This is a genomic window from Pontibacter korlensis, from assembly GCF_000973725.1.
Taxonomy (GTDB): domain Bacteria; phylum Bacteroidota; class Bacteroidia; order Cytophagales; family Hymenobacteraceae; genus Pontibacter; species Pontibacter korlensis.
Map to the genome: position 1 here is coordinate 659,117 of NZ_CP009621.1, position 24,853 is coordinate 683,969.

The 24,853-nt window shown below is 47.3% G+C and carries 22 protein-coding genes and 1 pseudogene; 11 read left to right on the top strand and 12 right to left on the bottom strand.

What is annotated here, in order from left to right; genetic code table 11:
- Positions 1-2 precede the first annotated feature (2 nt).
- Positions 3-2,420 (bottom strand): phenylalanine--tRNA ligase subunit beta, encoded by a 2,418-nt coding sequence (pheT, locus tag PKOR_RS02725; protein WP_046309001.1) that lies wholly within the window; start codon positions 2,418-2,420, stop codon positions 3-5.
- A 164-nt stretch (positions 2,421-2,584) separates the two neighbouring features.
- Positions 2,585-3,205 carry a DUF1684 domain-containing protein gene (locus tag PKOR_RS02730; protein WP_052738693.1) on the bottom strand — a complete coding sequence of 207 codons (621 nt, stop codon included), beginning with the start codon at positions 3,203-3,205 and terminating at the stop codon, positions 2,585-2,587.
- Between the two features lie 212 nt (positions 3,206-3,417).
- Between PKOR_RS02730 and PKOR_RS02735 the strand changes: the two genes are divergently transcribed.
- From PKOR_RS02735 to PKOR_RS02760, 6 genes are all read left to right on the top strand, one after another.
- Positions 3,418-3,777, top strand: coding sequence for a hypothetical protein (locus tag PKOR_RS02735; protein ID WP_046309002.1), 360 nt, complete (start codon positions 3,418-3,420; stop codon positions 3,775-3,777).
- A gap of 425 nt (positions 3,778-4,202) precedes the next feature.
- Positions 4,203-6,053 (top strand): pyruvate kinase, encoded by a 1,851-nt coding sequence (locus tag PKOR_RS02740; protein ID WP_046309003.1) that lies wholly within the window; start codon positions 4,203-4,205, stop codon positions 6,051-6,053.
- A gap of 156 nt (positions 6,054-6,209) precedes the next feature.
- The gene (locus PKOR_RS02745) at positions 6,210-6,824 is read left to right on the top strand and encodes a DJ-1/PfpI family protein (protein ID WP_046309004.1); all 615 of its coding nucleotides are present in this window, start codon (positions 6,210-6,212) and stop codon (positions 6,822-6,824) included.
- Between the two features lie 92 nt (positions 6,825-6,916).
- Entirely contained in the window at positions 6,917-7,150 is a 234-nt protein-coding gene (locus tag PKOR_RS02750; RefSeq protein ID WP_046309005.1) for a hypothetical protein, read from the top strand.
- A gap of 3 nt (positions 7,151-7,153) precedes the next feature.
- Positions 7,154-7,660, top strand: a complete 507-nt coding sequence (locus PKOR_RS02755; RefSeq protein ID WP_046309006.1) for a hypothetical protein — start codon at positions 7,154-7,156, stop codon at positions 7,658-7,660.
- Between the two features lie 55 nt (positions 7,661-7,715).
- Complete coding sequence (locus PKOR_RS02760; RefSeq protein WP_046309007.1) at positions 7,716-7,916, top strand: YwbE family protein; 201 nt, start codon at positions 7,716-7,718, stop codon at positions 7,914-7,916.
- Positions 7,917-7,955: 39 nt separating this feature from the next.
- Here PKOR_RS02760 and PKOR_RS25460 read toward each other — a convergent pair.
- Positions 7,956-8,336 (bottom strand): annotated as a pseudogene (locus PKOR_RS25460) (four helix bundle protein).
- Between the two features lie 42 nt (positions 8,337-8,378).
- A complete protein-coding gene (gene radC / locus PKOR_RS02770; RefSeq protein WP_046313996.1) occupies positions 8,379-9,065 on the bottom strand; it encodes a RadC family protein in 687 nt (228 codons plus the stop codon).
- Positions 9,066-9,269: 204 nt separating this feature from the next.
- On the opposite strand from radC, the gene PKOR_RS02775 reads away from it, so the two are divergent.
- From PKOR_RS02775 to uvsE, 4 genes are all read left to right on the top strand, one after another.
- Complete coding sequence (locus PKOR_RS02775) at positions 9,270-10,493, top strand: metallophosphoesterase (protein WP_235337163.1); 1,224 nt, start codon at positions 9,270-9,272, stop codon at positions 10,491-10,493.
- Between the two features lie 178 nt (positions 10,494-10,671).
- Complete coding sequence (locus tag PKOR_RS02780; RefSeq protein ID WP_046309009.1) at positions 10,672-11,127, top strand: hypothetical protein; 456 nt, start codon at positions 10,672-10,674, stop codon at positions 11,125-11,127.
- Positions 11,128-11,369: 242 nt separating this feature from the next.
- Positions 11,370-11,951 (top strand): carboxypeptidase-like regulatory domain-containing protein, encoded by a 582-nt coding sequence (locus PKOR_RS02785; RefSeq protein ID WP_235337166.1) that lies wholly within the window; start codon positions 11,370-11,372, stop codon positions 11,949-11,951.
- A gap of 54 nt (positions 11,952-12,005) precedes the next feature.
- A complete protein-coding gene (gene uvsE, locus PKOR_RS02790) occupies positions 12,006-12,908 on the top strand; it encodes a UV DNA damage repair endonuclease UvsE (RefSeq protein ID WP_046309011.1) in 903 nt (300 codons plus the stop codon).
- A 50-nt stretch (positions 12,909-12,958) separates the two neighbouring features.
- Here the strand turns inward: uvsE and PKOR_RS02795 are convergent, their stop codons facing one another.
- The 3 genes from PKOR_RS02795 to PKOR_RS02805 form a co-directional block, all read right to left on the bottom strand.
- On the bottom strand, positions 12,959-13,456 hold the full coding sequence (locus tag PKOR_RS02795; protein ID WP_046309012.1) for a DUF4112 domain-containing protein: 498 nt from the start codon (positions 13,454-13,456) through the stop codon (positions 12,959-12,961).
- A 41-nt stretch (positions 13,457-13,497) separates the two neighbouring features.
- Positions 13,498-13,728 carry a hypothetical protein gene (locus tag PKOR_RS02800; protein ID WP_046309013.1) on the bottom strand — a complete coding sequence of 77 codons (231 nt, stop codon included), beginning with the start codon at positions 13,726-13,728 and terminating at the stop codon, positions 13,498-13,500.
- Positions 13,729-13,884: 156 nt separating this feature from the next.
- The gene (locus PKOR_RS02805; RefSeq protein WP_052738694.1) at positions 13,885-14,160 is read right to left on the bottom strand and encodes a hypothetical protein; all 276 of its coding nucleotides are present in this window, start codon (positions 14,158-14,160) and stop codon (positions 13,885-13,887) included.
- 388 nt (positions 14,161-14,548) lie between these two features.
- On the opposite strand from PKOR_RS02805, the gene PKOR_RS02810 reads away from it, so the two are divergent.
- Complete coding sequence (locus PKOR_RS02810) at positions 14,549-15,745, top strand: proline dehydrogenase family protein (RefSeq protein WP_046309014.1); 1,197 nt, start codon at positions 14,549-14,551, stop codon at positions 15,743-15,745.
- Between the two features lie 59 nt (positions 15,746-15,804).
- On the opposite strand, the gene PKOR_RS02815 is transcribed toward PKOR_RS02810, so the two are convergent.
- The 5 genes from PKOR_RS02815 to PKOR_RS02835 form a co-directional block, all read right to left on the bottom strand.
- The gene (locus tag PKOR_RS02815; protein WP_046309015.1) at positions 15,805-17,625 is read right to left on the bottom strand and encodes a cytochrome c oxidase subunit I; all 1,821 of its coding nucleotides are present in this window, start codon (positions 17,623-17,625) and stop codon (positions 15,805-15,807) included.
- Between the two features lie 369 nt (positions 17,626-17,994).
- Positions 17,995-19,569, bottom strand: a complete 1,575-nt coding sequence (locus PKOR_RS02820) for a sodium/sugar symporter (RefSeq protein WP_046309016.1) — start codon at positions 19,567-19,569, stop codon at positions 17,995-17,997.
- Between the two features lie 158 nt (positions 19,570-19,727).
- A complete protein-coding gene (locus PKOR_RS02825; protein ID WP_046309017.1) occupies positions 19,728-20,756 on the bottom strand; it encodes a UDP-glucose--hexose-1-phosphate uridylyltransferase in 1,029 nt (342 codons plus the stop codon).
- Between the two features lie 39 nt (positions 20,757-20,795).
- Positions 20,796-21,965, bottom strand: a complete 1,170-nt coding sequence (locus tag PKOR_RS02830) for a galactokinase (protein WP_046309018.1) — start codon at positions 21,963-21,965, stop codon at positions 20,796-20,798.
- Positions 21,966-22,029: 64 nt separating this feature from the next.
- Positions 22,030-24,369 carry a glycoside hydrolase family 2 protein gene (locus tag PKOR_RS02835; RefSeq protein WP_046309019.1) on the bottom strand — a complete coding sequence of 780 codons (2,340 nt, stop codon included), beginning with the start codon at positions 24,367-24,369 and terminating at the stop codon, positions 22,030-22,032.
- Positions 24,370-24,853 lie beyond the last annotated feature (484 nt).

Genomic DNA, 24,853 nt, shown 5'->3' on the forward strand with positions numbered 1-24,853 from the left:
CACTATTTGCGGATAAAAGCTCCCAGTTGCTTCTCAAATTGTTGCATCAGGCGGTTCATGGTGCTGTCGATCACCTTATCAGTCAGGGTTTGCTGCTTGTCCTGCAGGGTAAAGCTAAGAGCATAGGCTTTCTTGCCTGCCTCAATCTTATCTCCCTCATACACGTCAAACACGTTAACATCCTGCAACAGCTTACGCTCCACCTTAAAGGCTACCTTCTTCACTTCATCGAAGGTCACATGCTTGTCCAGCACCAGCGACAGGTCGCGGCGCACCTCAGGGAACTTAGGCAGTTCCTCTGCTACCAGTTTGTCTTTATACTTCTTCAGCAGGTAATCCCAGTTAAGCTCTGCGTACCATACCTGCTCCTTTACTTCCATAAAGCGGGTAACGCCTGCATCCAGCACACCTAACTCTGCCACCACGGTACCGTTTTTCACATAAGCAATGCCCTGGCGCATGTATGGGTTTTCAGCCAATTTCTGCACCTCAAAGTCTCCGGCATTCAGCTTACGGAGCACATTCTGCACCACACCAGCCAAATCGTGGAAGGCAGTTTTTACATTTGGCTGTTTCCAGCTTTCTGCTGTCACGTTGCCTGTCATGTATAGCGACAGGCGGCGGCTTTCTTGGTAATCACCCTCCTGCTGCTCGTATACTTTGCCCAGCTCAAACAGCTTCAGGTCGCGCTGACGACGGTTTATGTTGCGGCGCAGCACCTCCAAGCCTGAAAAAACCATGCTCTTACGCATTACATCCAGATCTTCGGAGTTGTAGTTTACCACCTTCACCAGATTTGCTGCCTCTGCCTCACCGGCATACTGGTAATAGTTGGAGTTTGTGATAGAGTTGGTGATGATCTCGTGGAATCCGTTAGCTGCAATGTAGCTCGTGATTGTCTCGGTCACATCCTCTGCGTATGGGTTCGGGAACTTAGCCAAGTATGTTGTAGCTAGGTTCTCGCTCATTTCGATGTTGTTGAAGCCGTAGATGCGCAGAATTTCCTCTACCACATCGGCTTCGCGTGTTACGTCTACCTTGAACGGCGGTACCGACAGCGAAAGGTGTGTCTCCGTTTCACCAGTCACCTCAATACCCAGGTCGGTAAGTATGGTTTTAATTCGCTCGGCACCAATGTGCTGCCCAATTAAAGTATGAGCACGTTCTACGCTCAGTTCAATCTGTCGATTTTCTATTGGTTTCGGATAAACATCTACAATCTCAGAACTTACCACGCCGCCTGCTACCTCCTGCATCAGCAGGGCAGCACGCTTCAGAGCCGTAATCACTATATCCGGATCCGTACCGCGCTCGAAGCGGAAAGAAGCATCGGTTTTTAGGCCATGCGCCATCCCTGTGCGGCGTATAGAGTCTGGTGAGAAGTATGCACTCTCTATGAAGATGCTGGTTGTCTCGTCTGTAACGCCAGACTCCTCTCCACCAAATACACCACCAATGGCCATCGGCTCATCAGCATTACAGATCATCAGGTCTGTGGCATTTAATTTGCGCTCCACACCATCCAGAGTCTTGAAAGTAGTACCTGCTTCAACAGTTTTCACCACAATCTTATCGCCTGCAATTTTATCTGCATCGAAAGCATGCAGTGGCTGACCTAACTCGTGCAGCACGTAGTTGGTAACATCCACCACGTTATTTATCGGCGAGAGGCCAATAGCGCGCAGACGCTTCTGTAACCATTCCGGCGATGGGCCTACTTTCAGGCCTGTAACGGTAAGGCCAGCATAGCGAGGGCAAGCGTCTGTATCTTCTACCTCCACTGCAATAGGGCGGGAAGTGTTATCTACTTTGAAAGCCGCTATGGCAGGCAACTCTACTTTTGTATCCAACAGCGCCTGCAGATCGCGGGCTACACCGTAATGCGAAGCAGCATCGGCACGGTTTGGTGTCAGACCTATCTCGAATACCTTATCGGAGCCCAAGCCGAAGAACTCGGCTGCAGGCGTCCCATTTGGCAGCTCAGTGTCCAGCACCATAATGCCCGCATGCGACTGACCAATACCGATTTCATCCTCGGCACAGATCATACCTTCTGAAACAGCACCGCGTATTTTAGACTTCTTGATCTTGAATGGCTCTCCTTCAGCTGGGTATAGCGTGCTATTTACAGTAGCTACCACTACTTTCTGGCCAGCTGCCACATTTGGCGCACCGCACACAATTTGGCTCGGTTCTCCGTTACCAATATCCACAGTCGTAATGCGCAGGCGATCAGCGTCAGGGTGTGACTCGCAGGTAAGTACCTCGCCAATCACAATGCCTTCCAAGCCTCCTTGTACCACATCAAAAGTATGAATACCCTCTACTTCTAATCCGGCACCAGTAAGCAGTGCACCTATTTCTTCAGCAGTTTTATCTGTATGTATGAGTTGTTTCAGCCAGTCGAATGAAATCAGCATGTTATTTTCTGTTGGGGTTAATCTCAAATCCCGTTTCGGGAGTCAATCTTCTTCAAAATTAAGGATAATTCTGTTATGGGGAGAAATCAGACAAAAGATAAAAGGGCTGCCGAAAAGCGTATAGTCTTTTTATCCTTTAATCATAAAACTCCTTTGCCAAGCTTCTAGTGTGCTCCCTCATAATTTTTCTCCCCTGCCGGGATTGCTATGCTCAAGCGGTTATTTTTTGGGGGCACAGGGCACACATAATCTGGATTATAGGCACAAAAGGGGCTATAGGCACGGTTAAAGTCCAGCACTACCTTTTTGTCCCCCTCCTCAAAAGGAACGTCCAGAAAGCGCCCACCACCGTAGGTCTCAAAGCCATTGGTTTTGTCGGTAAACGGAACAAATAGCTGGTCTTTCTCTCCAGTCAGCTTTTTGTACAGCATCAGCTTAAGCTGCTCACCTTCCAGTTCGAAACTTGCTGTGCCGTAGCGCAGGTAAGGTTCATAGCTGCCATTTGTCAGGGGCATAAGCAGGGTATCCTGCTGCGCTAGCTTCTCAACGCTTGCATTCACACGGTAATCCAGGTTAGGCTCGTAGTATACCAGGTTTTTGAAGGCACGGCGCCCGGCATCATCAAAAGGACTGTTGGCACGGCTCCTGAACGAAAGGTCTTTTTCCTCACGCTCCTTCAGCAAGGGCTGTATGTAGTTATCGTCGTTAAAAAGGGCGTCCTGCATAAAGTAGAAAACTACCAAGGCCAGGCCCGCCAGTATAACAAGTCTCAGCGGTCGTTGCATAACACTCTATGGCTAGTATTTTGTGCAAAGGTCGTAAATTTTGGGCAGGAAAGTAGCAGCACTGCTATGTACTTTGGCAGAAGTATACCTCAGGTGTTGCACTTTAGGCGTAGATTGTATAACTAGTACACATGTTCCTTGTTTCCTGCTGCCATGGAAACTTTTATAAGATAAGTCCATGTTAGTACATCTAATTTAAACACTCATCCCTCATGAAGATTGCCTCATATACTTTAGTTATAGCTTCGGCGCTGCTATTTGCCGCATGTTCTGAAGACCAGAAGAACGAAACCACAACTACATCCGCTACTGTACCTGCAGCTAATGTAAACCAGGCACAGCCTGCACAAACTCCAGGTAAAGCAGTTGCGCTTAACCCGCCACATGGTGAACCAGGACATAACTGCGCTATTCCGGTAGGTGCACCTTTGGATGGTCCGCCTCTGCCAAGACTGGTTAAACCTAACCTTTCACCTGTGCCATCGCAAACACCTCCCGGCATGAACCCTCCTCACGGACAGCCAGGTCATGATTGCGCTATTCCGGTAGGTGCTCCACTGGGTAAAAAATAATTGTTAAGAAATACAGCAAGAGCATGCTTTTTAACGAGGCATGCTCTTGCTGTATTTCTCATACCCTTTCACAGGCTGCAGCATCTGTGGCTCGTGTGACTGTAGAATTACCTTCACACCTCTCCCCCTTCACTTTTAAGAGGGATCTATTCATACACACCTTCCAAGCTCCTCACCTGCTAGACACTGAAATCTTCAGCTAGGCAGTAAGCCTAAAATCACCTCACGCAATTAAGTCGTTAACTAATTAAATACTAACGTTTTACTACCTCACCTATCACTTTACCCATTTTTCGATCCTTGCTAAAGGGATCTCACTGATGCGCAAAGTAGAGCGTGTAGTAAATATTTAACTTTGCAAAGATATTTTAGAATCATCTGCATTTTTTTATTAGTCGTATGCTCCTATACATATTCAACGAGCTATGGCACAATCTCAGGAACTTTATCAGGAGCTGATTTCACAACTAGATCAGCTGCACCAGGATGCTATAACGCTGGAAGAAAAGTTTGCTCCAGCTATACAGGCAGTACACCCTAAATTCAGGAAGAGCGCAAAGAACCTGCTTCATTACCTGGCCCTACGCCAACACGACATACGGGACTTACAAGAGCAGTTAGCACATTTGGGACTTTCCTCCCTAGGCCGTTCAGAAGGCCACGTGCTGGCAAGCCTGCAGGCAGTACGCAGACAGCTTTGCCATATGGCTGAGTGCCCAATCTCCCCTAAACAACTGGCGGTGTCCTTCTTCGAAAACCGGGAACTACTGGCATCGCACACAGAAGAACTGCTCGGCTCTAAGCCAGAACACCGCACTACCCGCATTATGGTTACTTTGCCTTCAGAGGCTGCTGACCAGTATGAGCTGCTGCCACGCCTACTCAAAGCTGGGATGAACTGTGCCCGTATCAATTGTGCACATGATGATGAGAAAGCATGGCTGAAGATGATTGACAACATCCACAGGGCAGAAAAAGAAACAGGCATTCCGTGCAAAATACTTATGGACCTGATGGGGCCCAAGCTGCGTACAGGCCCGCTCAAAGAAGGGCCAAAACTAGTGGTGATACATCCGTCTCAGGACAGCTTGGGCCAGACTACTGAGGCTGCTAAAGTATGGTTGGCTCCGTCTGACGTTCCTCCCCCCAAAGATGCAGATGCCTGGTTACCCTTACAAGAAGTATGGCTAGCCCAGTTGCAAGAGGGAGACATGCTATACTTTACCGACACCCGCCGCCGCAAACGCTCCCTTACTGTTGTTAGAAAAGAACAAGGAGGCCTGTTGGCACACCTGCTCAAAACCTCCTACATCACCACTGGCACTGAACTGCGCCTAAAGGGCAAGCACACTACTGAGAAAACAACCAAAGTTGGAGAGCTGAAAGCACTTGAACTGCCCATAACATTAAAAAAGAACAGCTTTCTGGTTCTAACGCGGGAGCCTATTCCTGGGGAGCCTGCCATTTATGATGATCACGGGCATGTGATAGAGCATGCACATATTTCCTGCACTCTCCCTGAGGCTTTTACTCAAACTAAGGTTGGGCAACCTATACTTTTTAACGATGGCAAAATTGAGGGGGTACTGGAAGAGGTAACACCAGACAGGCTTCTTGTAAAAATTACCTATGCCAGCGACACTGGAAGCAGATTGCGGGCAGACCAAGGCATCAACCTTCCGGAAAGTAAAATCCATATAACGGGGCTAACAGAGAAAGACCGTCAGGACCTGAAATTCATAGCCAAGCATGCCGATATAGTAAACCTGTCTTTCGTGAACCATGCCGATACTGTAGAGGCACTGCACCAGGAGCTAAAAGAGCTGCATGCTACAGACCTAGGCATCATGCTGAAGATAGAGACACAGGAAGGTTTCCGTAACCTGCCGCACCTTCTCCTGACAGTTATGAAAAGCTACCCCGCTAGTATCATGATTGCCCGTGGCGACCTGGCCGTGGAGTGTGGCTGGCAACGGCTGGCCGAAGTACAGGAGGAAATACTGTGGCTTTGTGAGGCGGCGCATATACCTGTAGTATGGGCTACGCAGGTACTTGAAACACTGGCTAAGAAAGGACGACCATCAAGGGCCGAGATAACCGACGCAGCCATGGCGCAGCGTGCCGATTGTGTGATGCTCAATAAGGGGCCTCATGTGGTGCAGGCTATCGAAATGCTACACGACATCCTGGTACGTATGCAGGCGCATCAGCATAAAAAAACTTCCATGCTGCGTAGCCTTCATATATCAGACCTCGCAAACCTTATACAAGCTTAACAGCATCAACTTCAACATTTTACAATATTCTTTTCTCAAGACAAAAGTCAACTTATTACTGTACTTTATAATTTCTTTTTTATACCTTTCTCCTGATTAAGTACCAAACCCTCTATGCGGGATGCTATAGATCGCATACATAAAACGTAACATACTATGGAAAACACTAAGAAAATCCTTTTCCTGACAGGCGACTTTGCCGAGGATTATGAAACCATGGTTCCCTTTCAGATGCTTCTGATGGTAGGCTATGAGGTACATGCTGTGTGCCCCGATAAAAAGAGAGGCGAAACCATCAAAACAGCTATTCATGACTTTGAGGGTGACCAGACTTATAGCGAAAAGCCGGGCCACAACTTTACATTGAACTACACTTTTTCAGAGGTGAACCCTGAAGAATATGCCGGTTTGGTAATTGCCGGAGGCCGTGCCCCTGAATACCTCCGCCTGCACCAGGGTGTAATAGACCTTACCCGCCACTTTGCCGAGACTAACAAGCCTATAGCCGCAGTTTGCCACGGTATTCAGATTCTTACAGCTGCACGCGTGGTAGAAGGCCGGCGCCTAACTGCTTACCCTGCCGTAGCGCCTGAAGTAGAATTAGCAGGAGGTACTTATGTTTCTGTAGAGCCTACCGAGGCGGTGGTAGACGGTAATTTAGTTACCTCGCCAGCATGGCCTGGGCACCCTAAATTCATCAGAGCCTTTCTGGATGTGATGGGGGTGAAAATAGACCTTAACGCAACATCTGCTGTAGCCTCTGCGGTTTGAGACCAGTAGTAACCATACTTTAACGCTATACAAGCTGCAGTGTAAAAACAGCAGCTTGTATAGCGCTTTTGTTTTACTAAAACTGTTGCCTGATGATAGATAGAACCATCGAAAAGATGCTTTACAAAATTGCCGCACTCCTGGCGATAGTAGGCATTGTACTTCGTATGCTACAACCGTCAGATAACTACCAGGGCCTTTACCTTATATTGGCAGGCCATATATTGGGTGTGATTGGTATATTGATATACATGAAGCGGACCAATGACATGGAGCAGGAGCAGAGAAATGCACAGGAGCCTGTGCAGCAACTAGAGAAAAAATAACCCATGAAAACATACTTAGTGGTGGCTCTTCTTAGCCTGACTTTCAGTGCACAGGCACAGCAGTTAAACGAGCAAAAGAAAGTAACAGTCCGGCTAAACTGTGCGCCACCTACAGCTAAATCTCAAGCTTTGGTACTGGTTAACGAGCAAGAGGCATCCCCGAACGCTATAATCCTGAACCCAAACGATATCGAAAGTATAAATGTGCTGAAAGGTTCGGAAGTACCAGAGCAATTGGCGGATAAAGGGAAACACGGCGTGATCATGATGGAGTTGAAGCAGGAACTGCCACTAGCCCGGCTGGAGGAAGTATACAAAGCTTTCAACATATCTAAAGAGGAGCAAAACCTAACCCTTGCCATCAACGGCACACATGTTAAAGACACATCGTTGCTGCTGGCCGACCTGCGCCAAATAGAAAAAGTAGAGGTTGCGGATTTTGACACCTCCCGTTCTCAGTGGAGCTTTAAGGAGCAGTACTTAAACATCATCACGAAGCCCCAGCACTAACACCCTCGGTTATCCTGCGTATCTTGCAGCCTGAACTATACTTTATACTTCTATCATGGACGGCAGAAAACGCGCTAACATCAAACCCGGCACTCACGTTAACATCGTACAGAAGCAAGACCAACGCACCGGTGAGCTTACCGAAGGCTACGTGCAGGACATTCTCACCAACTCTCCCACACACCCTCACGGTATTAAAGTAAGGCTAGAAACTGGTGAGGTTGGACGAGTTCAAGAGATTCTGCCGGAAGACTGATGCTTGATTAGAGAGTTGTAAGGTTAAAAATTTAGAAAATTACTTTTTTGCCATAGATGACTTTCTAATACTGGTTAGCAATGCCGTAAGCGATGCAGCCTCCTGTTTCAAGCTTACGAGTAGTTCTGCTTTTACAATTCCTGATTCTTCCAGCATTTCCAGCCAATATTGCGACTCATCAGCTTCCTCCAATACGGTTCCGATTTTGGCAGAAAATTCTGCAGCAGATCTTGCACGGCAAGCAGCTCTTTAATTAGCTGCAACAGAGGTAGCGGATCCCAGCAACTGCTTTCCTAAAATTTGAGCATCCGGCCTATTAGGCAACGCCCGAAACAGCCTCACTACTCTGACACTGAATGCTTTTGTTCGCATCTTAAACTCTTCTGCAAAAGCATAATTACTCTTCCTCTCCTCACCCATCAGACTAACTTTTTTAATTTCTAACTTCCCAACTTTATAACTCTACAAGATTCCTTCATCTGCAAAGCTATAGTAGTCGTTGTCGGTAAAGATGATGTGATAGAGGACGGGCAGGTCTAAAAATTGGCCAGCTTCCTTCATTTTCTTCGTGAGGGCAATGTCGGCGGCACTGGGTTTGATATTGCCGCTTGGATGGTTGTGCACCACGATGACAGAACTTGCCAACTGCTCCAGTGCTTTTTTGAAGATGATCTTTGGGTCGGCCACCGTACCGGCCACGCCTCCAGAACTGATATTCTCCTTCTTCATCACCACGTTAGCCTGGTTTAGCAGTATAACCCAGAATTCTTCATGCGGCAAATCCAGCAGCTGTGGCTTAGTGTAGTTGTATATATCAGAGGAACAGGTAATGCGGGTTTTAGCGGCTACTGTAGTCTCTTTACGGCGGCGGCCTAACTTGAGAGCACTAACAATAGTAATAGCCTTAGCCTCTGCTATGCCTTTGTGTTTTATCAGGTCTTTTACCGTAAGCTTAGCCAACTCATTCAGGTGATTCCCAATGGCGGCAAGTATCCGTTTCGCTACGTCTACGGCGGTTAACTTGGGGGTGCCAGACCCTATCAGAATAGCGATAAGCTCAGCGTCTGACAAAGCGGCTTTACCTTTTAGCAAAAGCTTTTCGCGCGGACGATTTTCCTCTGCCCATGTTTTGCTGTTGAGCGGCTGCATGTATGGCAGTGTGGCAGGAGCTTCTTCTTCTTTCACTTACGGTACAAAATTTGATAATAAAGAGAATGCATGTGGATTCTCTTTCGACTTGAAATAGTTCAACCTGCAGATGCTTTTTTTTGCACATTTTATACTCTGAATGAAATAGCCGCGGCAGTATAAAACAATACTGAAACCGGACGGTTTAACACCAATATGCAACGTATGTTATCTTTTGGAATCATCCTCCTACTGCTGTTTATAGTAGACCTGTACGTTTTTCAGGCTATCAAAACAGTAACTCAGAACCTGAATACTACAGCTCAAAAAGTCATTTACTTTATACATTGGGCTATTTTTGCCATAACAGCTAGCACCTTTACGCTTGCCTCTGCCACACGTGGAACTCCGCCAGATGCTTTTAAGACATACCTGGTTAGTACATTATTCATCATTTTTGCCTCCAAGCTAATAATAGTGGTTTTCCTGCTGCTGGACGATGTGCTGCGGTTAAGTAAAATTGTGCTAAACTCAGCTAACGGCGATGAGAAATTTGACCCTTCGCGGCACAAGTTTTTGAACCAAATGGGGCTTGTAGTAGCTGCTATTCCGTTCTCAGCCTTTATTTATGGTATGGTAAAGGGTGCTTACGATTACCGTGTAAAACGTGTAACGCTGCGTTTCCCGAACCTTCCTAGCGCCTTTGATGGCTATAAGATGCTCCAGATATCGGATCTGCACACGGGCAGCTTTAATTCTACTGAGCCATTGCAGGAAGCTGTGCGCATCATCAATAAGCAGGAAGCTGATCTGGTATTCTTTACCGGCGACCTGGTGAATAATGTGGCAACTGAACTAAGGGAGCACCTCGACACGCTTGGTGGCATCCGTGCCAAAAAGGCGGTGTACTCCGTGCTAGGCAATCATGATTATGGTGACTATGTGAATTGGCCAAGCCAGGAGGCGAAGCGTGAAAACCTGCAGACCCTGATCGATAGCCACCGCCAAATGGGTTGGGACATCCTCCTAAATGAGAACCGTATCATTGAAAAAGATGGCGAACAGATTGCTGTACTTGGTGTCGAGAACTGGGGCAATAAGAGAGGTTTTCCTCAGTACGGTCGCCTTAACCAAGCCTACCAGGGTACAGAGAAGATACCGTTTAAAGTACTCCTCTCTCACGACCCATCGCACTGGGATGGTGAGATCAACAAGAAGTATGAAGATATTGACCTGACACTTTCAGGCCATACCCACGGCATGCAGTTTGGGGTAAACATACCTGGCTGGAAATGGAGTCCAGTTCAGTACGTATACGAGCAGTGGGCTGGACTTTACAAGAAAGGTCGCCAGCACTTGTATGTGAACACTGGCCTCGGCTTTCTAGGCTATCCTGGCCGCGTAGGCTTTTTGCCAGAAATTACCGTTTTTGAGTTGAAGAAAGCTTAAGCAATAAGCGTAAGTTAAGAGAAAGCGCCGGCCTGAAAAGCCGGCGCTTTTTGCTTCAGCAATGCCTACAGCTCCCCTTCCTGAACATTACATCCTATGGCAGCGTACTAAGTCCTAGCAGATTTGCACCTTCGCAGCTTCCCAATAGGGCAGCTTAAAACTAACATATCGAGAAACTATGAGTAAAAAGTTTTTTCCAGTAGCCGCCATCGCCCTTCTGTTTTTTGCCACCTCCTGCGGTGAGGATTCAAAGGGAACCTCTACAGAGGTAGTAAACTCAAATCAGGACGAATTGGTAAACCCTAGGCACATTCGTGGCTACGGCAACAGAGAACCAGGCACACGTGGCCCGGCAGATCCGCCACCATATCAATATTACGCTTTCAGCACAAGATCGCTGCCAGCAAGTGCGCGCCAGGAACTTGAAGGTAGAGTGGCGGTGGAAATGGTGACAACCTACTACCTTGAAGGTAGCCAGCTAAGCGACTTGGCAAGACAGTATAATGCTACTTCTAACAGTGCTACAGAAAAACCAGAAGATACTGATGTAGGCACTGACGGCAGCGGTACTGGCAACAGCAGCGGCGGTAGTGGATCGGCCAACGGCCGAGAGAGCGGAGCTGACCAAAACTAGATGATCCATTCAAACAAAATTATACTTCACAGAAGCCTGCAGCACGTACAGCTGCAGGCTTCTGTCTTTTAGACATATAGTAATTATTTAGTAGTTTTACTTAATCTGCCCCAATGCCTGAGGCTGGCATACTATTTGGCAGGTTTTGGCGTATTAGAGTTGATTGCCGCAGTACGATAACAATCTAGATGTACAAACACCCACTGTTTTATTTACTAACACTGATACTTTTGGTATACAGTATGCCCTCTCTAGCTCAGAGGAATATCCGGATTAGCGGTACTGTGCTTCAGCCTGACCGTACAACCCCCATACCCGGTGCTACCATTGTAAAAGTTAATACCAACATGGGTGTTGTGTCAGATGAGCAGGGTAAATTCCTGATCGACGTAGCGCAAACTGATACTCTGATGATACGGGCACTTGGCTTTAAGCCGCTCCTCTACCTGCCCAAAGCCTTACCAGTGTCTGAGTTACGGGTAAATATAGTGCTGCAGGAAGACAGCGTGATGTTGGGTGAGGTAGAAGTTACCAGCCGACCGTCCAAAGAAATGATTGACCGTGCTTTGCGCAACATGAAGCGGGAGCAAACCAGCCAGACCAAGAATCCTAATTATTTACCTGGCTTCGAACCTGAACCGCCTGCTCCAGCAGCTCCGCCAACCATACTCAATCCTTTTGGCTTAATGTATGACCTCTTCTCAAGCGAAGGCAAACAGAAACGCCAGCTACAAGAGTACCTGGAAAAGCAAGAGGCTGAGCGAAGAAGAAAGGAACAAGATGATTACAACCGTTTCTTCAAAGACAATACCGGCTATCAGTAAAGCAGCCAAATATTGTCCTGCTGCGTAGGTTAAGGTATAACAAGACCTGAAACTATGAAAATTGGATACCCGTGTGTAAACGTAGCGCTAGATTGTAGTTCTTCCCGTACTTTTCGATTGGCTTCCTATTCCGAAGAGCGGCTTATTGAGACGGTAGAGCAGAACCTTATTTGTTTGCGTCGCATACTGGAGTACAATGTGCAGCACGGCTTGATGTTCTTCCGCCTCACCTCCGATCTTGTACCTTTTGCCTCACATGAGATTAATAAGTATAACTGGCAAGAGCACTTTAAAATGACCCTGCGACGGCTAGGTAGCTACATCAAGAACAATAACATGCGTATTTCGATGCACCCCGACCAATTTGTGGTGCTAAACTCACCCAACGAGCAGACGGTGCGCAACAGCATTGCCGAGCTTGTCTACCAATGCAGCATACTGGACCTTATGGGTTTGGACACTACTGCTAAGCTGCAAATTCATGGTGGTGGAGCCTATGGAGACAAACCTGCGGCCATACAGCGCTTTGCCGAAGTATACCATACGATGTTACCTGACGCCGTAAAGGCACGCCTCTGTGTAGAAAACGACGACCGCACCTATACTTTGCAGGACTGCCTGCAACTGCATGAGCTGACCGGCATGCCCATTATATTCGATAACCTGCACCATGAATGCGTAAATAACGGCGAGCCTATGCGCGAGGCAGTACAAATGGCCGCCACCACCTGGGACCTGGAGAAAGATGGAATCCTGATGATGGATTACAGCGCACAGGCACCGAATGAACGCCGCGGCAAGCACATTCAAAGTATAGAGGAACAGCTCTTCCACGACTTCCTGGTAGAAACAGAAGGGCTCGACATGGACATCATGCTGGAGATTAAGGACAAGGAAGAGAGTGCGCTAAAGGCACTCGAGGTAGCTAAAAGCTTAGGTCGCCTGCAACTGGTTTAGCGTTCCAGAGAAATACTCCTAGAAAGTTATTTTGTAAAGCTGTTGCAGGCTTAAAAGTACGAAGCCACAAAGTGATATAACCACTCTCCGATCTGCCACAGCAGCCACACTAAGAACACCAGCATCAGCACCAAGCCTATCAATACCCCCACAATAAGTCCTTTTCCGCTGCCCTGATATTTACCTTCTTCATAATGGCGACGCAGCAGGCGCACATTGCGCTCATTGGCCTTGAAAGCAAAGTCGAAGATGTTACCTAAGATAGGAATACTGCCAATAATCACATCCAAACCTACGTTCAGCATCATCAGAGCTACCAGTTTACCACTCGCTCCGTGCCGTACCATTGTCAGGATGAGAACGGCCGATACACCAAACGAGGCAAGGTCGCCGGCAAAAGGAAGCAGGCCCAGGATTGGGTCCAAGCCAAAGCGATAATTTGTTCCAGGCAACCGGAACTGGTTGTCCATCAGGTAAGCAATATGATCTACCCACTTAAGCTTTTCAGAGGTAGGGGTACGAGTGTAGCGGGTATTTTCTGTTGCCATAAGCGCTTATACGCAGAGCATGTGGCAAAGGTACAGCTCTGCTATGGCACCATTGGGTAACGCTGCTGCCACTTAGCTCTGCGCTGTTTTTTGGCTGCGGCAATATGGTATTTTTTGGTTCGCTTGCTCTTTTTAAACGCCTTCTTGCTAACTCCCTTCTTTGAAAAAAGAGACTTCAGTCCTGGACCACCTAGTGCGGCGGCTTCGGCTGGTACACTGTACATGGCACTACCAATTAGTATGGATAGCGCAACAGCAAATATTCTTACCATACGGTTATAATCTTTAGGCCCTCCTTCGCCCGGGCAGCCTTTCGCTTTATAACGTTGTGTCGTGTAAGAATAGTTTAAATATTTAGCGCAAAAGGAGTTATAAGAAAGCCTCTGCTATTCTTATAACTCCTTTTGCGCTAAGTAAAAGCAATGGGGTTAGTGTTTTCCCTTTTTGCCTTTACCATGTTGCCCTTTTGCCACCACTGTGCCTTTGCCCTTGTGTTTAGTGTGGCCCGGGTTAGTAGTGCGCGGATGGTGAGGATTGTTTGGATTTTTGTACCATCCTTTGTGCAATCCGTTATCTTTTCGGCTACCGTTAGTGATAACAATCACTTTACCATTCTTATCTGTTTTCTTTCTGGAGATAACGCAGGAAGATAACATTACCACAGCCATTAGCACCCACAGTGCCTTTACCAAAGTATACTTCATTGGATTTGGATATTATAATGATGAAAGCCATAGCCTGTATGGCGGATGCGAATATACAGCTATACTTTTAGGAAACCACACACCAGAATACAATCATCCTCTAGACAGCTTCATAGCTCACTGTAGTACTAGCACTTATCTTATCCTGAGTTCAAGAGACATACAGAAGAGCTACTACCTTTTTAAATATCTATTATCTGCTGTAACCTCAATTGAAGAATTTACAGAGGACTTGCCTTTGTACACCACCAAGTCGAATACTGCATCAAAAAAGCTCTTATATAAGAATATTACAAATCACTCTTTATGTCTACAACAACTTAAGCAGGTTGTTTACGAACACAGGTATAGTTAAAAATAGAAGTCGAAACAATAAAAGATAAATAATATGGTGCAAAATGCTGCCTATAATATACCCGGACATTTCAACCCTGACAATTTGCAGGTAACATTCCGCAACAAAAGTGATTATGAAATGAGGCTGGCTTACTGGCTGTTTAGCATGATGGGCAAACCGGCCCTTGTGAAGGCTGGAGGTTTAGCTACTACCTGGGCCTTACGAATAGGACTACCGGTAAAAGGTCTTATCCGAAACACAGTGTACAGGCATTTTTGCGGTGGCGAAACAGTACACGAAGCAAAAGAAGTAGTGCAAAAGCTCTCCAGTGCATGCGTGCAAACAGTGCTGGACTATGCGGCCGAGGCTCAGGACACGGAAGATGGCTTTGATGCTGTGCACGATGAGGTGCTTCGCAACATACAACTTGCCCGCAGTACAGAAGGCCTCTCCTGCATTAGCGTGAAATTAACCGGTATCGGGCACAACGCCATTTTAGAGAAGCTGCACCAAGGGCAAAAGTTAAGTTCTGATGAGAGGAAAGCCTTTACACAAACAGCGGTTCGCTTAGATAACATTTGCAAGGCTGCGGCTGAAGCAGGTGTTACTGTATACATTGATGCTGAAGAAAGCTGGCTGCAGCGCCCTATAGATGAGCTGGCCGAAGAAATGATGCGTAGGTACAACAAGCAACGCGCAGTAGTTTTTAACACCCTCCAGATGTACCGCACTGACCGTGTTGCCTACTTGAAAAGTTGCCTAAAGCATTTTAAAAAAGAACCCGTGACACTAGGCATCAAGATAGTGCGAGGCGCCTACATAGAAAAAGAGCAACAGCGAGCCAGAGAGCAAGGCTACCCTAGTCCTGTTTTCACAAAAAAAGAAGATACTGATAGGAGCTTTAACAAAGCCATAGACCTATGCCTGGAGAACCTGCACCGCTTAGAGCTTTGTGCTGCTACCCACAACGAGAAAAGCATCAAATACCTTACAGAGCGAATACAGCAAGATTCGATTAGTGACCACAAGCAGCGTATACACTTCTCGCAACTATATGGGATGAGCGACAACCTGACATTCAACTTGGCAGATGCGGGCTATAACACTTCGAAATACCTGCCTTACGGAGAAGTGGCTACGGCCATGCCTTACCTGCTTCGTCGAGCAGAAGAGAATACCTCCATTGCTGGTCAGATGGGCCGAGAGTTGGCACTATTGCAAATGGAGATGCACAGACGTAACTTATGATCATACTTAAGTAAAAAGAGCCGGAGCTGTACAGCTCCGGCTCTTTTTGTGTTCTACTCTTAATTTGCGTCATGCTCATAAGGCAGGTTCGATGAATGTGTCTTTGAAAAAGGAACCGTCTGTGGAATATAGTCTTCCGGTGATCCTGGTTTGCTGTAGTCGTAAGGCCATCTGTACACTACAGGCAGCGGACCTGGCCAGTTGCCATGTCCTGGCAGCACCGGTGTAGTCCACTCCAGCGTATTAGAATGCCATGGATTTGGTGAAGACCTGCGACCAAAGAAGATGCTGTAAATAAAGTTGAACAGGAAGATAAATTGAGCGGAGAATCCCAGAACAGCGGCAATACTGATAAAACTGTTCAGGTCTGCAAATATATTGAACGTCTCATAGCCTGTCCAGGCATAATATCTTCTTGGGAAACCAGCAATACCAATGTAGTGCATTGGCATGAAAATCAAGTATACAGATAGGAAAGTCAGCCAGAAGTGAACATAACCTAATTTTTCATCCATCATACGTCCGAACATCTTCGGGAACCAGTGGTACACACCAGCAAACATGCCGAAGAACGCTGCAGCCCCCATCACCAGGTGGAAGTGCGCCACCACGAAGTAAGTATCGTGTAACTGGATGTCTAGAGAAGAGTTACCAAGTATAATACCTGTCAGACCTCCAGAGATAAATAGCGACACGAAGCCGATGGCAAACATCATGGCAGATGTAAACCGGATGTTCCCGCGCCAGAGCGTGGCCAGCCAGTTAAACACTTTCACTGCCGATGGCACCGCAATAATCAGCGTCAGGAACATGAATACAGACCCCAGGAACGGGTTCATACCCGTTACGAACATGTGGTGTGCCCATACTACAAATGACAGCACCGAGATACCTATCAACGAGCCGATCATGGCGCGGTAACCGAAGATAGGCTTCCTGGCATTAGTAGAAATTACCTCCGAAGTTATACCGAAAGATGGCATGATCACGATGTATACCTCTGGGTGACCCAGGAACCAGAACAAGTGCTGGAACAGAATTGGGCTACCACCAGTATTGGCCAGTGCCTGTCCGGCAATATAGATGTCAGACAGGAAGAAGCTTGTACCAAAGCTACGGTCAAAGATCAGCAACAACGCTGCCGAGAAAAGTACAGGAAAAGCCAGTAGGCCCAGGATTGCTGTCAGGAAGAAGGCCCAGATCGTAAGCGGCAGCTTAGACATGGACATGCCATGTGTGCGCAGGTTAATTACAGTTGTTATATAATTTACCCCTCCCAGCAACTGCGAAACGATGAACAGGGCCATCGAGATCAACCACATAGTCATACCAGCTGCTGAGCCTTGTATCGCCTCAGGAAGGGCACTCAGTGGCGGATATACCGTCCAGCCACCTGCGGCAGGGCCTGTCTCCAGAAAGAGGGAGGTGAACATTACAACACTTGCCAGGAAGAACACCCAGAAAGAAAGCATGTTCATAAAACCGGAAGCCATATCACGGGCACCAATCTGCAGCGGAATCAGGAAGTTACTGAAGGTACCGCTTAGCCCTGCCGTCAACACAAAGAAAATCATGATGGTACCATGCATGGTAACCAGCGCAAGGTAGAACTCAGGGTTAAGCTTTCCATTCTCTATCCAATCACCTAAAATAGGCTCCAGAAAAGTAAAGGTAGCCTCAGGCCAGCCTAACTGCATCCGGAAAAGGATAGACAATAAGCCTCCCACAAAAGCCCAAAAAATACCCATGAACAGGTACTGCTTGGCAATTACCTTGTGGTCCTGACTGAAGATGTACTTTTCGATAAAATTCTGATCGTGATGATGATCATGCTCGTCATGAACATGATGCACCCCGGTGGTGATATCAGTACTGGCCATAGGCTGATAATATTATATAATACAAAAGTTTTCCACCTACTATAGCGTAGCACGGTGCGGGTTTGCTACTAAACCATACATACTCCGAAACCGGCACAAAAGATGTAATTTTCGATGTTAAAATTTCAGTACCAGGTGATTACAACCTTACATAGCCTGAGCTCATAAGTATACTCAAGCACTTTTTACGCCTGCAAATAAATCTTACCAGTCTTAGGTAAGTAATGAGGGTAAAGCAGCTCTTTAGCCCCTGTAAATAACAAATCCGCACGCCCAACTCTAAGGTCAGGCATGCGGATTTAAAGTTTATAAGTTTAGTAGTTGTGGATAGGTGAGGTAAAATCTACTCCTAGCTGCAACCCTAATGCTCTACCAGAAAATAATGTACATAGCTGCCAGCACAAACACAATGGCTGTTGCCGCAACGTTGAAGATACCATCCGTTCTGAAAAGCCCCTTCTCTATCTGTACAGTGCTATCAGGATATTTACCCTTGCTGTTTTCCCACAACGTGTAGCCAACTACCAGTGTAGACAGCAGCAGGAACACAAGTCCCATTTGGTCCAGGAACGGCATTTCCGGGAAAGAAAGGTCGATGATGATACTAAATGGCACAGACGCGATAGCGGCAGCAAGAGCGGCGTTAGAGGTAGTTCTCTTCCAGAACAGACCGAACAGGAACAGTACCACAATACCCGGGCTTACATAGCCAGTGTACTTCTGAATAAACTGGAACACCTGCTCCTCTCCACCCAGTAGTGGCTCAGCCACCAGCACAGCAACGATGATAGCAAACAAGCTCACCAGTCGGCCAGTTAGTACCATCTGATTTTCTGTAGCATCTTTCTTCAGGTGTGCTTTGTAGATGTCCATCGTGAAGATGGTAGCTGTAGAGTTCATCATAGAGCTCAGCGAGGACAAGGCAGCAGCAATCAGAGCAGCAAAAGCCAGACCTTTCATACCTGTAGGCACCAGGTTACCAAGCAACCAAGGATAAGCCTCGTCATATCTGCTGATGTCTGCATTAAGTGCAAAGGCTGCTATACCAGGTATAACTACTACTAACGGAATCAACAGTTTCAGGAAGGCTGCAAACACAAGACCCCACTGCACCTCTTTTACACTTTTAGCAGCCAGCGCACGCTGTACAATGTACTGGTTAAAGCCCCAGTAGCTGATGTTGGCTATCCAAAGACCACCTACCAGTACGCTTATGCCCGGCAAATCTTTGTAGAATGGATTGTCTTCAGACAGAATCATGTCGAATTTCTCCGGCGCCTGCTCAAACAACATTCCCATACCTTGGACAGGACCAGCCCCGCCACTCACAGCATCCAGCGCAAGGTAAGTCGTTACCAAGCCACCCATGATCAGGAATATTACCTGGATAACGTCTGTCCAGGCAACAGCCTTAAGACCACCGTAAATGGAGTAAGATACCGCTACCACTGCAAGGCCAATAGTGGCATAAGTAGTGCTAATGCCCAGCACCACGCTCAGTGCCAGTGCAGACAAGTATAGCACCGACGTCAGGTTTACGAAGATGTACAGCATGATCCAGAAAATGGCCAAACTGGTACGAATACGGTCATCGTAACGCAGCTTCAGGAACTGAGGCATCGTGAAGATCCCCTCCTTGATATAGATCGGGAGAAAATACTTGGCCACTAAAATAAGCGTGGCTGCCGCCATAAACTCGTAGCTCGCAATACCAAGGCCTATTGCGAAGCCGGAGCCCGACATACCGATAAACTGCTCTGCCGAAATGTTGGAGGCAATAAGCGATGCACCAATAGCCCACCACGGCAATGATTTACTGGCAAGGAAGTAATCGGTGGAGTTCTTAGTATGTCCCTTTTTCTCGCGGGATACCCAGATACCAACAACGATTATGAGTAGGCAGTAGCCTATAAAGACAATAAAGTCGAGTGTAGAAAAATTCATCGAATCTTAGTTTTAGCTAACTAATATATGAGATTAGATCTAAATATTTAAAATATGATATTGATTTTATCAAACTTATCATTTACTTAACCGGCATAATAAGCCAGAAGCCTCCTTACTAGCTTTTGTTGGCAGTAAAGAGGCTTTCATTGGCATATCTAGCCTATCAGGTTTTTGAGCATAGTAGCGGCAGATTCCGGCGTTATGTCGCGCTGCGGATTTGCCATCATTTCATACCCTACCATAAATTTCTTAACAGAAGCGGAACGCAACAGTGGTGGGTAGAAGTGCATATGAAAGTGCCAGCCCGGGTAGTCCTGTCCGTCTGTCGGGCTTTGGTGTATACCTGAAGAGTACGGGAACGACACTCCAAACACACGGTCATAAGCTGCAGTCACATTTTTAATGATCTGGCTGAAGGCAGTTTTCTCCTCATCGCCCATCTGACCGATATGCTGATAATGACGCTTGCTGATAAGGATGGTTTCGAAAGGCCAGACAGCCCAGAAAGGCACCACTGCCGCAAAATGCTCGTTTTCCACTACTACCCGCTCACGCTCCTTAAGCTCCAGGTCCAGGTAATCCTGCAGAAGGCTACGCTGGTATTTCTCAAAGTATAAGCTTTGTTGCGTTGTTTCCTTGGCAGGTTCAACAGGTACAGTGCTCTGTGCCCAAATCTGTCCGTGCGGGTGCGGGTTGCTGCAGCCCATTACACTTCCCTTGTTCTCGAAAATCTGCACGTAGTTGATAAAGTCACGGCGGCCCAGTTCCTCATACTCCCGCTGCCATAGGTCTACCACCTTGCGAATATCGCCCACTTCCATGTCTGCCAACGTGAGGTCGTGGCGGGGAGAGAAGCAGATTACCCTGCAAATGCCGCGCTCACTTTCAGCCCTGATCAGTTCGCCTTTAACAAAGGCTCCTTCTGGTGCTCCTTCCTGCAGGGCTCCAAAGTCGTTATCAAACACATAGGTGGATTCGTATGCCGGGTTCTGCTCACCGTTAGCCCTGGTATTTGTAGGACACAGGTAGCAGCCAGGATCGTAGTCAGGACGGTTGTCACGGCTTACTTCCTCCTGCTGCCCCTGCCATGGGCGCTTGGCTCGGTGCGGTGACACTAACACCCACTCTCCTGTTAAGGGATTGTACCTTCTGTGCGGATGTTCAGCTAAATCAAAATTTGACATTCGTATTCGTTATTCTTTAAGTTTTGCCTGTGCAGGCACTTATGCATTAATTGTATGGCCGCTCTCTGCCAGACTGCTTCCGTTTACGATTTCAGCAATATAGGTTTTGAGGGAAATACCGAACTGCTGCTGATAAGCCTCCTCCATCTGCTTTATAAACGTATCCAGCGCATCCAGTTTAACGATGTTGATAGTACAGCCACCGAAGCCCCCTCCCATCATGCGTGCACCTAATACAGCATCCATCTCCCTGGCCTGGTCAACCAGGAAGTCCAGTTCTGGGCAGCTTACCTCGTAGTTGTGTTGCAAGCCACGGTGCGATGCGTACATCTTCTCGCCAAAGGTCTGCATGTCACCTTTTTCCAGTGCCCGACAAGCTTCCTCCACGCGGTTATTCTCATTCACCACGTAAATACAGCGCTTGTATACTATAGGGTCAAACTCCTCCTGGTGCTGCTCCAGCATCGCCACTTTCACATCGCGAAGGCTTTTCACCTCAGGGTAATGTTTCTGCAACAGGGCTACACCTGCCTCGCACTCCTGGCGGCGGGTATTGTACTCCGACGAGGCCAGGTTATGCTTTACCTGCGTGTCGCACAGCACAATGCGGTAGTCGGCCATATCGAGGTGGTAATAGGCATAGTCAAGCGTGCGACAGTCCAGTTTGACAGCATGGTTCTGCTTACCAAACATACTTGCAAACTGGTCCATGATGCCACACTTTACACCAGCATACTCGTGCTCGGCTATCTGCGCCATCTTCACCATATCAAATTTAGCTATATCGTATCCGAAGATGTGATTCAGCGCATAAGCCAGGCCACACTCCACCGCAGCCGACGAAGATAAACCTGCCCCGATCGGAATATTGCCACCGTATACTAAGTCAAACCCTTTTACTTCGTAATTAGCTTTTTGCAGTTGCGCTATTACACCCAACAGGTAGTTGGCCCAGCTTTTGTCGGAGCGCTGTACCTGGCTCAGTTCAAACTCTGCCTCCTGCTGTAGATCATAAGCATAGGCTCTAAAGGTGTTGGTGTTATTCGGCGCCACAGCAAAGTATATTTCTTTGTTAATGGCGGCTGGAAGCACAAAGCCATCGTTGTAGTCTGTATGCTCACCTATCAGGTTTACCCTTCCCGGAGATCTTACCACCACTGGTTTCTGTTGGTAGCGGGTCTCGAATGTATTTATAATCTCTTGTAACATTTTATGTATTTGTTCCTCCCTCTGTAGTGGAGTGTATGGCTATTATTATCTGTTAATTTTGATCTTATTTATTCACTCCAACAGCCTCTAAAGTATAAATTCCGGCCTCCAGTCCCTTGGCTTTTGCTTGTATTCTGATGGTTCCTGCTTGTTTACCTGCTTTTACAAGTATGGCTGCTATACCTGCTTCTGCTTTCACCGTTTTGGCTCCTACAATCTCAGCATCACCTTCAACAGTGAAAGTTACAGGTGTAGTAGCATCAGGCACAAGAGTACCGCTTGCATCGGTAACGTTAGCATACACAAACACCACATCGTTTACACCAGCCTGCAATTTCTTGCCGCTGTAGTCTGCCCATAGCTCTAGCTTCGCCTGCTTCTCAGGCGTCCGCCGCTCTGCCTGTGCCACTTTCTTGTTGTCTACATAAGCGATGGCTATTAGGCTACCAGGTGAGTATTGAGGAACATTGAAAGTAAAAGGAGGATGGTTCAGATGTGTAGAATTAGCATCCTTACCCGGCCTTTGACGGGCAATTACCTTTCCGTTTAGCTGTAGTTCTACTTCCTGGGCATTGCTGTACACTTTCACGGTGGTGGCAGCAGGGTCGTTCCAGTAGTCGGCAATAAATACCATAGGCTTGTGGAAAGTAGCCTGCGCATCTAAATCTGGACCTGCCTGGCTTCGGTAGAAGTAGTATGCAAATTTCGGAAGTCGCACGATATCCATAATGCCAGATGCCTCAATATCGTCTGCATAACCACGTTTGTAGTCAAACATCAGCCAATTGGCGTCTCCTACCGCTGGCCCTTGTAGGTTGCTGTTGTGTGCCTCCTGATAGTTCAGCGCCTGCTGTAGTAGTCGCTTCTGTCCAAAGCCACGCAGCTGCCTGGAGGTTCTCTCCTCCTCCTTCAGGTTGGCAAACTCTTTTTGGTTGAAGCCGGCGTTCTGCGCATAATATTCCCAATCGCCATATTCTGCTATAAACAGCGGCTTGTCTTTGCTGTACTTGTTCCAGTAATCAGGAGCCTTTCCATGTTGGCGGGCAGGTATGAACACATCATACACCTCGTCTAGCCAGCCGCAAGTGTACACGTTGTTAAATGGCAGCTCCTCATGCACAGCCTTATGCGCACGCTGCATAAATTCTGCCGTCATGCCTGACTCATTCAGCGAGGCTTCCCACAGCACTACAGAAGTATAGTTTCTGTCGCGGCGCACCATATCGCGCACATCCTGTATTACGTTATCCTGAAACTCCTCATCCCCAAAAAACTGCCAGCCCGGTATGGCATCCATTACCAACAGGCCCAGCTCGTCGCAAGCCCTCATGAAAGCAGGCGACTGTGGGTAGTGCGATAAGCGCACAAAGTTGAAGCCTGCTTCTTTTATTTTCCAGGCATCGCGGTAGTTGGCGTTGTCAGAGAGGGCATAGCCGATGTAAGGATACTCCTGATGGCGGTTAGTGCCGCGCAAAAACAGCTTTTGGCCGTTCAGGTAAAAGCCGTCTTTAGCAAAGCGGAAGGTTTTCACACCGGTTCTGATGCTTTGCTTATCAATCACCTGCCCGTCCTGCAGTAGCTCTACAACCAACGTATAAAGGTATGGCTCATCTGGTGACCACAGCTTTGGGTTGGAGATATTTATATTTTGCTTGAATGTCCCATACTCTCCCGGTTGCACAGTAACAGCCTCAGAAAGGGCCTCCCCTACTTTGTTTCCGCTGCTGTCTGCCAGAGAAACTCTTACCTGCGCCTCACGCTGTTTAGCATGGTCATTCTTTACTTCTGTCTGCACCTGTAGCGTAGCGGCTTGCTTGCTCACATTCTCGTAACGCAGCAGCACACCTCCACCTGCCACACGGTTAGCCGCTACAGCATCAGAAATATGCAGCTTATCCTTTGTAATGAGGAATACATTACGGTAGATGCCGCTGTAGTAGTTAAAGTCGAGGTCGGCGAGTGGTTTGCCTGGGGCTATCTTGGGGTTATCCTCATTATTCAGCTTCACCAGCACCTCGTTCTGCTCGCCATACTTTGCCTGGTCTGAGATATTCACATAGAAAGGCAGATAACCTCCCAGGTGCCGGAAAATGTGCTTGCCGTTCAGGTACACATCTGCCACTTGCATAGCCGCCTCAACTTTAAGGGCGATGTGCTTTCCCTTATCAGCTGCCGGTACGCCGAATGACTTGCGGTAAAAGGCTGTTCCCTGCCACTGTTGCTCTGTCTTTTCGATAGGCTCTAAACGTGCTGTGTGTGGCAGCGACACTTGCTCCCAAGCAAGTCCTTGTGGCTGGCTAGAAAAAACAGCGACGGAATCCACATCCCGCACAAATTCCCAGCCCTCGTTAAAGTTTTGAACTGATTCGGTACTAGTGGCACGCTCTCCTGAGTTGCCCTCCATTGTAGTTGTACAGCTTGTGCTAAGTAAGATGCAGCACAAAGGCAAAAGAATAAATTGTAAGAAGCTTTGATTGTATTTATTGCGTATCACAGTGTTAGTTTTTATCTGTAACCTTTGATATACAGCTAGAGCCCACGGTAGCCATTCGTACTGCCGTACTTTTAAACTCTAGAGAAATCCTAATAACAGTAAATGTAGCAAATATTTTACTTAGCTAGCTGTACGACAACTTTTGTGAATAAAGACCTTTGCGATATACTTTATCTGCTAAATTAATTGCTACCATACGAATATAAAGTAGCTCTGGCCGGAAGATGTTTAGGCTTGATATTCGACAAGAGTTGCAACATCATGTTAATAAGCCTGTTGTGAAGAATTAGCTATTTTAAAGAAAGATGCATCGTGCCAATGTAGCTAAGAAGCATCCAGATTATTACTTCAAGGTCTCTTCATACTGAACACTGTTCTCAGCAAAAGTAAAAGC

Bases quoted from the DNA above. Each gene is read 5' to 3' on its own strand.
- pheT (WP_046309001.1), bottom strand. From the start codon at position 2,420: ATGCTGATTTCATTCGACTGGCTGAAACAACTCATACATACAGATAAA.
- PKOR_RS02730 (WP_052738693.1), bottom strand. From the start codon at position 3,205: ATGCAACGACCGCTGAGACTTGTTATACTGGCGGGCCTGGCCTTGGTA.
- PKOR_RS02735 (WP_046309002.1), top strand. From the start codon at position 3,418: ATGAAGATTGCCTCATATACTTTAGTTATAGCTTCGGCGCTGCTATTT.
- PKOR_RS02740 (WP_046309003.1), top strand. From the start codon at position 4,203: ATGGCACAATCTCAGGAACTTTATCAGGAGCTGATTTCACAACTAGAT.
- PKOR_RS02745 (WP_046309004.1), top strand. From the start codon at position 6,210: ATGGAAAACACTAAGAAAATCCTTTTCCTGACAGGCGACTTTGCCGAG.
- PKOR_RS02750 (WP_046309005.1), top strand. From the start codon at position 6,917: ATGATAGATAGAACCATCGAAAAGATGCTTTACAAAATTGCCGCACTC.
- PKOR_RS02755 (WP_046309006.1), top strand. From the start codon at position 7,154: ATGAAAACATACTTAGTGGTGGCTCTTCTTAGCCTGACTTTCAGTGCA.
- PKOR_RS02760 (WP_046309007.1), top strand. From the start codon at position 7,716: ATGGACGGCAGAAAACGCGCTAACATCAAACCCGGCACTCACGTTAAC.
- radC (WP_046313996.1), bottom strand. From the start codon at position 9,065: ATGCAGCCGCTCAACAGCAAAACATGGGCAGAGGAAAATCGTCCGCGC.
- PKOR_RS02775 (WP_235337163.1), top strand. From the start codon at position 9,270: ATGTTATCTTTTGGAATCATCCTCCTACTGCTGTTTATAGTAGACCTG.
- PKOR_RS02780 (WP_046309009.1), top strand. From the start codon at position 10,672: ATGAGTAAAAAGTTTTTTCCAGTAGCCGCCATCGCCCTTCTGTTTTTT.
- PKOR_RS02785 (WP_235337166.1), top strand. From the start codon at position 11,370: ATGCCCTCTCTAGCTCAGAGGAATATCCGGATTAGCGGTACTGTGCTT.
- uvsE (WP_046309011.1), top strand. From the start codon at position 12,006: ATGAAAATTGGATACCCGTGTGTAAACGTAGCGCTAGATTGTAGTTCT.
- PKOR_RS02795 (WP_046309012.1), bottom strand. From the start codon at position 13,456: ATGGCAACAGAAAATACCCGCTACACTCGTACCCCTACCTCTGAAAAG.
- PKOR_RS02800 (WP_046309013.1), bottom strand. From the start codon at position 13,728: ATGGTAAGAATATTTGCTGTTGCGCTATCCATACTAATTGGTAGTGCC.
- PKOR_RS02805 (WP_052738694.1), bottom strand. From the start codon at position 14,160: ATGAAGTATACTTTGGTAAAGGCACTGTGGGTGCTAATGGCTGTGGTA.
- PKOR_RS02810 (WP_046309014.1), top strand. From the start codon at position 14,549: ATGGTGCAAAATGCTGCCTATAATATACCCGGACATTTCAACCCTGAC.
- PKOR_RS02815 (WP_046309015.1), bottom strand. From the start codon at position 17,625: ATGGCCAGTACTGATATCACCACCGGGGTGCATCATGTTCATGACGAG.
- PKOR_RS02820 (WP_046309016.1), bottom strand. From the start codon at position 19,569: ATGAATTTTTCTACACTCGACTTTATTGTCTTTATAGGCTACTGCCTA.
- PKOR_RS02825 (WP_046309017.1), bottom strand. From the start codon at position 20,756: ATGTCAAATTTTGATTTAGCTGAACATCCGCACAGAAGGTACAATCCC.
- PKOR_RS02830 (WP_046309018.1), bottom strand. From the start codon at position 21,965: ATGTTACAAGAGATTATAAATACATTCGAGACCCGCTACCAACAGAAA.
- PKOR_RS02835 (WP_046309019.1), bottom strand. From the start codon at position 24,369: ATGGAGGGCAACTCAGGAGAGCGTGCCACTAGTACCGAATCAGTTCAA.